Annotated in this window: 6 protein-coding genes; 5 read left to right on the forward strand and 1 reads right to left on the reverse strand. The window is 59.2% G+C overall.

The genetic code is table 11. The features are described 5' to 3' along the window. The first annotated feature begins 155 nt into the window (after window positions 1–155). Together RMO15_RS02415 and RMO15_RS02420 are read left to right on the forward strand one after the other, a co-directional pair. On the forward strand, window positions 156–1,400 hold the full coding sequence (locus RMO15_RS02415; RefSeq protein ID WP_309707469.1) for a hypothetical protein: 1,245 nt from the start codon (window positions 156–158) through the stop codon (window positions 1,398–1,400). Further along, window positions 1,382–2,770, forward strand: coding sequence for a tetratricopeptide repeat protein (locus tag RMO15_RS02420; RefSeq protein WP_309707471.1), 1,389 nt, complete (start codon window positions 1,382–1,384; stop codon window positions 2,768–2,770). Before RMO15_RS02415 ends, RMO15_RS02420 begins: the two co-directional genes overlap by 19 nt. Before the next feature lies 1 nt (window position 2,771). On the opposite strand, the gene RMO15_RS02425 is transcribed toward RMO15_RS02420, so the two are convergent. Further along, window positions 2,772–3,305: a hypothetical protein gene (locus RMO15_RS02425; protein ID WP_309707472.1), complete on the reverse strand. Its 534-nt coding sequence runs from the start codon at window positions 3,303–3,305 to the stop codon at window positions 2,772–2,774. Window positions 3,306–3,478: 173 nt separating this feature from the next. Between RMO15_RS02425 and RMO15_RS02430 the strand changes: the two genes are divergently transcribed. From RMO15_RS02430 to RMO15_RS02440, 3 genes are read left to right on the forward strand one after another with little or no spacing between them, the layout of a single operon-like run. After that, window positions 3,479–3,730, forward strand: coding sequence for a type B 50S ribosomal protein L31 (locus tag RMO15_RS02430; RefSeq protein WP_309707473.1), 252 nt, complete (start codon window positions 3,479–3,481; stop codon window positions 3,728–3,730). Between the two features lie 3 nt (window positions 3,731–3,733). Beyond that, complete coding sequence (locus tag RMO15_RS02435) at window positions 3,734–4,642, forward strand: DUF1385 domain-containing protein (RefSeq protein WP_309707474.1); 909 nt, start codon at window positions 3,734–3,736, stop codon at window positions 4,640–4,642. A gap of 9 nt (window positions 4,643–4,651) precedes the next feature. Then, entirely contained in the window at window positions 4,652–5,965 is a 1,314-nt protein-coding gene (locus RMO15_RS02440; RefSeq protein WP_309707476.1) for a DHHA2 domain-containing protein, read from the forward strand. Window positions 5,966–6,300: the final 335 nt, after the last annotated feature.

Below are 6,300 nucleotides of genomic sequence, written 5' to 3' on the forward strand. Positions count from 1 at the left end.
CGATTCTTCGTCATTTTTGTGTAAATCTTCTGAGCCAGGAGCGCACCAGTAAGGTGGGTGTTAAGAATCGTCGTTTGCGAGCGGGCTGGGATGATACGTTTTTGGAGAGGATACTGACGAATTGATATGCAATCGCCCTGGGGTACACTGTCAAAGTGTTTGAGTTGCTTCTCCCCGTCGCGCTGGGAATGCTGGGTGGCGGGATTGGGCTGGCTCTGGCGGGCCGCATGCGTCGTAACCGACAGCTTGTGTTAATGGAGGCGGATGCTCTCCAGACACAAGGTGCACTTCGTGCCGCCGCCAGCCTCCTGGAACGCTCTCTGAAAACGGCCCTGCCAACAGAAGGTGCCTTTATCTCTGAGGCGCGCTATCGCCTCTGTGGTCTGTATGTCTCCCTAGAACAGTGGCGCTTGGGCGAGCAAACCTGTCGTGAGCTACTTTTGTCCCAGGCAGAGCTAGGGCAGTCTGGGCAGCATGATGTCCTGCGCCACCTTGCACGTTGCCTGGAAAACCTTGGGGAAGAGACCGAGGCACTCGCGGTTCGCGCACAAGCCGATACGCTCATTGAGCAGATCCCAGACACTGCCTACCGCCTTTTTGCCCGTCAAGAGCGCCTCGTTCGTGAGAGAAAGTACCCCGAGGCGCTCGCCCTACAAGAGGAGCTTCTTACCAGCTACCCCGAGCGCATCGCAGTGCCCACCCTGCTCTGCTTCACGGCCTTTACGGCACAACATGCCCAGTACCCCAGAGACGCCCGGCACTATGTCGAGCAGGCGCTGGCCCACACCGACTTGCCTCCCCCTCTGCAGTGGCAGGCGCACCGTGTGGGTTTCCACGTCGCCGAGTCCCTCCACGACTGGCCAGAGCTGCTGCGCCACGCAAGGCAACTCCAAAAGCTCTCGGATCAGCCACTCGCACGCCGCTACCTGGCGACGGCACTCCTGCTCAACAACCAGCTCGACGAAGCAGAGGCTTTTCTGCCTGCTGATGATCTTGGTCTGCGGATCACACTCGCACGCCTGCGCCGAGATTTTGCCGCAGCTCGCCCGTTAGCGATCCAAGCGACTCCTGGGACACAGACCACACTTCTTCAAGCGGCGATTGAGCTTGAAGCGGGCGAGGGAGTAGCCGCGCTTGCCCTGCTAGAGACGCTGTTAGCCGCCTCCCCTCTTCGCACCGCGCGACGTGCTTGGGCACTCGCACTACTTGGAACCACCGAGATACCTCCTGAGCCTGGCGATGTTCCCGAGCAACTAGAGGCCTATGCCCAGGTACACTGGCTGATAGGGAATCGGGAAGCTGCCCTTGCTCTGCAAGAGAGGCTCCTGCAGCAGCCACTTGCCCCTGCCTTTTACACCTACCACGAAGCCGTTCTGAAACAATGGAAAGCGACACCCTGAAAACTGCCTACTCCGCCGCACAGCGGCTCAGCCACGCCGGAAAACTTGAGGAGGCAATCGCCTTACTAGAGCCCTTTCTTGCCCTTCCCTACGCCGAGCTGGATGACACTCTCCAAAACGCTCTGATTCTCTCCGTGACTCTCAAGCTTCAGTGCGAGCAGCTTGGCGAGAGTGAGAAGCGCCTGGAGGCAGCACTCGGCTTGGCCACCCCCACACAGGAAGTGGAGCTGCACTTGCTCCGTAGCAAGATCTTTGACTTTCGTGGGCACAATCGCAAAGCGGCTACAGAGCGAGAGAAAGCCGTCACGGTCGCCGAAGCGCTGGACGAGCCAACACGCCTGCTTATAGGTGTCCTCAAGTACCAGCAGGAGGGCGATTTTGAGACGGTCTATAAAACGGCAATAGAGGCGATGGCAGTTGGAGGCAAGTCATGGCCCCAAATCGCCCGGCTTCAGTATTTCACTGCCTTTGCGGCCTACAACCGAGGACGCTACGATGACGCCCGGCAGTGGATCAGCAAGACCCTGGTTCATCCCCAGAGCACCGCGATCCAGAAAACCGAGTGTCTGCGCCTGCGTGCTCTCTGTGCCGGTCTTGAGGGAAACTACGCCGAGGCATTGGAGCAGCTTCAGTCCGCGGCAAACTTTGCCCGAATCGGTGCCGACTGGAGTACGGCGGTTGAGCTGACTCTTGCCCTCGGGGAGAGCTTGCTCCTGCTGGGCCGATGCACCGATGCACAAGAGCTGATGGGGGAGCTAGAGCAGCGCTTCCCACGGACGCAAGCCAAGGTGGAGGCATTGCGGGCACGTATCGCGCTGGAGCGTGGCGACTTAGCGGCAACGGAAGCGCACCTGACAAACGCACGTCATGCCAGCCGAAAGCACGATGACAATTTCTACGTCTCTGCCATGCTGGCCCAAGAGCGAGGCGACTACCCCGAGGCACTCCGCATTTTAGAGAGTGCTCTGCGGCAGATGAAAGCCCCGGCTGGCCTCAATCAAACCAAGTGTCTGCGGGCTCCGCTTCTGTGGCGCTGTGGGAAACCGGAGGAGGCAGAAACAGAGGCGCGATTGCTTCGAGAGCAGTTCTCCGAGAGTGCTCCACGCCAGCACCAGCGCACAACACTGGCGATGGAGGCTGAGCTTGCGTATCTGAAAGAGGACTGGGTCAGTGGGATCGCAGCCTGGAAGCAGGTACTGCGCCTGGAACCCCATCCCGTGAACCTCCCCGAAGACTGGACACTTCTTGGAGACGGCTACGCAAAGCAGGGCGAGAGTGCCGCAGCGCTGTTTGCCTGGCAACGGGCAGCGGCACAGCCCGTGGAGTCCATCTGGGTGCGCCGCGCCAAGGAGCGTTTAGAGGCCAGCTAGCCTAAAACCGACGGCCAATTCCGAGTTGCAGATCGCTGGCTCCGCTTGCGAAGCTAAACTGGGTCTGGAGGAAGTAGGGACCGTCTATATTCATCCCAAAAAGCAGCTTCCCTCCGATGGACTGCGTGTCCACCGTGGCGATTCCGGGAAAGGTATCGGTTTTGTGTGTCCGGTAGTAGCCCACCCCAAAACCATAGAACGTCCCCGTGCCCGCCTGATCTTTTGACTTGTAGAGCCGTGCGATTCCCGCACCTAGCACTTCATTGGTAGTCGTCCGCGGGAGAACCTCTGCGGGACGCGACACCAGACGGAAAGCATCCACATAGAGCTGGTAGGACTCGTCCTGATGACGACTGATATCTTTTGCCACCCCAATCGAGGAGAAAGTCTGGTGCAGAACCTGGCTCTCACGGCTCCCCAAGCTGGGGCCAAGCCAAACTTTAAATCCTTGAGTGGGTACATCTTGTGCAACGGCGGCACTTGCCAGCACTCCTAACACAAACAGACCACCCACAACAGACCATCGAAATCTCATAGCAAACCCCTCTTTTGTTAGTGTTTTGTAGAATTAGACGCTAGTATACGGGTAAATTTATCGCTCAGCACCCACTTTCTCAAATTTGCGAGGGTGTGAAAAAAGTGATACAGTAATCCTTGCGCCTGGCGGTCGGATATCGTCGGGTTTTGCTTTGAAAGGACACGACTATCATGCGCGAAGGAATCCACCCGGACTACCGCCTTGTTGTTTTTAAAGATGCTTCCAGCGAGTTCTCGTTTCTTGCAGGCTCCACCCTCAAGACCGAGCGAACCACCACCTGGTCTGACGGAAAAGAGTACCCTCTCTACGTCGCGGAAATTACCTCCGACACCCACCCGTTCTTCACCGGAAAACAGAAGATTCTAGACACCGAAGGCCGTGTCGAGAAGTTCATGCAAAAATACGGCATGAAGAAGAAGTAGTTTATGTCAGATTTGTATGGGGGCCAGGCGGTCATCGAGGGCGTGATGATGCGCGGCCCCCATCATTTCGCCGTCGCCGCTCGCCGTGCCAACGGCGAGATTGCGATCACCTGCGAGGCCGTCCCCAATCAGAATCGTCCCGCGTGGCAAAAGCTCGCCTTCCTCCGTGGGGTGTTTGGAATTGTCGGGGCCATGCGCCTGGGAGCCCGCTCCTTGTTGTGGGCTGCCAAGATCGCCGAAGAAGAGATCGCCGAGACGGACAAGCCCTCAGGTAAAGTCATGGATGTCGTGCTCGGGAGCACAGTCGTTCTGAGCCTGGCACTGGCGATTTTTTTCAAGACTCTCCCACAGATCCCCATTCAGTTTGCCAAGAACGCGGGCTGGCCTGCCTGGCAGATTATCCTGATGGACTTCACGATCCGCGTGGTCTTTATCACCGGCTACTTGCTTCTGATCGCACGAATGAAGCATGTCTTTCGCGTTTTCCAGTACCATGGAGCCGAGCACAAGGCGATCAACGCTTTAGAGGCAGGTCAAGAGCTGACAGTTGAGAATGTTCGGGCGGCCAGTCGCCTACACCCCCGCTGTGGCACGTCGTTTCTGTTTGGCCTCATCGCACTCTCTGTCTTGGCGATGTCCTACTTCAATATCAACAACAATGTCCTCTGGCAGCGCATCGTGATTCAAGTTGGCAGTCTTCCTCTCATGGCAGGCGTGATGTTTGAGATTCTGCGCCTTGGAGGCAAGTTTCGCAGCAACGCAGCTGTCGCCTTTCTCTCCAAACCGGGCCTATGGACTCAGTATCTCACGACACGTGAGCCCGATGATAGCCAGATTGAGGTCTCGATCGCCTCGCTAAAGGCCGCGATGGATGCCGAAAATCGAAACGCATCGGAAACGCAGACCGGGTAGCATACAAGCATGCCCGCTCACTCAGAACGCATGGACTGGTCTCCGGAGATCACCTACGTCATTGGCCACCAGCGCCCCGATACGGATGCCATCGCCTCGGCTCTTGGCTACGCCTGGTTTCTCACGCAGACCAACTCAGAGCGCTCGTTTCGAGCGGCCCGCGCAGGGCAGCCTTCGGAGCAGGCACGCTATGCCCTGAGCCGTTTTGGACAAGAATCTCCCCTCCTTCTACCTGAAGCCTCCCCGACCTTTGGACATATTCTTCAGCGCACCCCGGCCGTTGCGGCTTCCGCCCCGCTCACGGAGGCTCTTGCCCAGCTTGCCGCCGGAGAGAGCGCCGTTCCGATCACCCAGCCAGGGGGGCGTCCCTGCGGCCTCGTCTCACCTCTGGCACTGGCTCGGGCTCTCGCCGCCGGGAACCTCGAAAATCGCACCTGTGGCTCACTGGCTGAGGTCGTGCCTCTGGTGCGCCAGCGGGATCGCCTGTCGGATCACAAGGGAACTCTCCTGCGTGCAGAGGCCAGCCGCTTTATTGTGCAAGACGATCTCGGGCGCTATGTGGGCCTCGCGGCGCAGCAACAGCTCCTTCATCCGCCCCGTGCCCGGCTGATTCTGGTGGATCACAACGAGCTCGGCCAAGCCGTTCCGGGTGCCGATGAAGCGGAGATCGTGGGTGTTCTGGACCACCATCGCCTCGGGAACCCACCGACTCCTGCCCCGATTCCCTTTGTGGTTGACCCGGTGGGCAGCACCTCCACCCTGGTTGCGGAGCAGTGCCGGAACCGTCGGATCACGCCACCCCGTGCGCTGGCCGGAATGCTTCTCTCGGGGATTCTCTCCGACACGCTGGTTTTTCGCTCCCCGACCAGCACCCCGCGTGATGAGGCCATGGCACAGTGGCTGGGCGGCGTGGCGCAAGTGGATGTCTCACTCTACGGTGAGGAGCTTCTTCGCGCCGCACCAGGGCTGTCATCGCGTACGGCGGAGGATATCGTGGACTCCGATCGCAAGACCTACGTGATGGCCCAACAGCTTATCAGTATCGGCCAAGTCGAAGTCAGTAGCCTGCGTGAGCTGCCCGAGCGCCAGGAAGAGCTTCTGGATGCCATGACCATCCGCCGCGTCCGCGAGGGCCACGCGCTGGTCTGCCTGATGGTCACCGACGTGATCGAAGGTGTAAGCCGCCTCCTAGTCGTCGGTGAGCGCACCATGGTAGATATTCTCCCCTTCGCACGCCTGAACGCCACGGAGTTCGAGCTGGGCCATGTGGTCTCGCGCAAGAAGCAGCTCGTCCCAACCCTCCAAGCCAGCATCGAGCAGTAGGCCCTCATCCCCCACCCTTCTTGGGATTGTCATCAAGATATGCTGGAGTTTCGCCAATCGCTCACGCGGCGTTAGCTTCAGGTTCTCGCGGAGGAGGGATAAGTCCACCCCGTTTTCGTCCTGATCGCCGTACGGGTGCGCCGCAAGCCGCGCCAGCACCTGCTCCTGTGGGTCGGTTTCCATACGCTGATTGTATCCCACCACATATGGGGTCGTCGGGCCGTTTTAGGACGGGCGGCTAAAGCGGCCCGCTGCTACGGCAAGACCCATAAATGGGCCTCTGAATCTGGTGAGCCTCAGCGGGCTTTAGCCTGCTTGCCGCAACAGCAGGCCCA

Origin of the sequence: Armatimonas sp., assembly GCF_031410135.1 — a bacterium.
GTDB lineage: Bacteria > Armatimonadota > Armatimonadia > Armatimonadales > Armatimonadaceae > Armatimonas.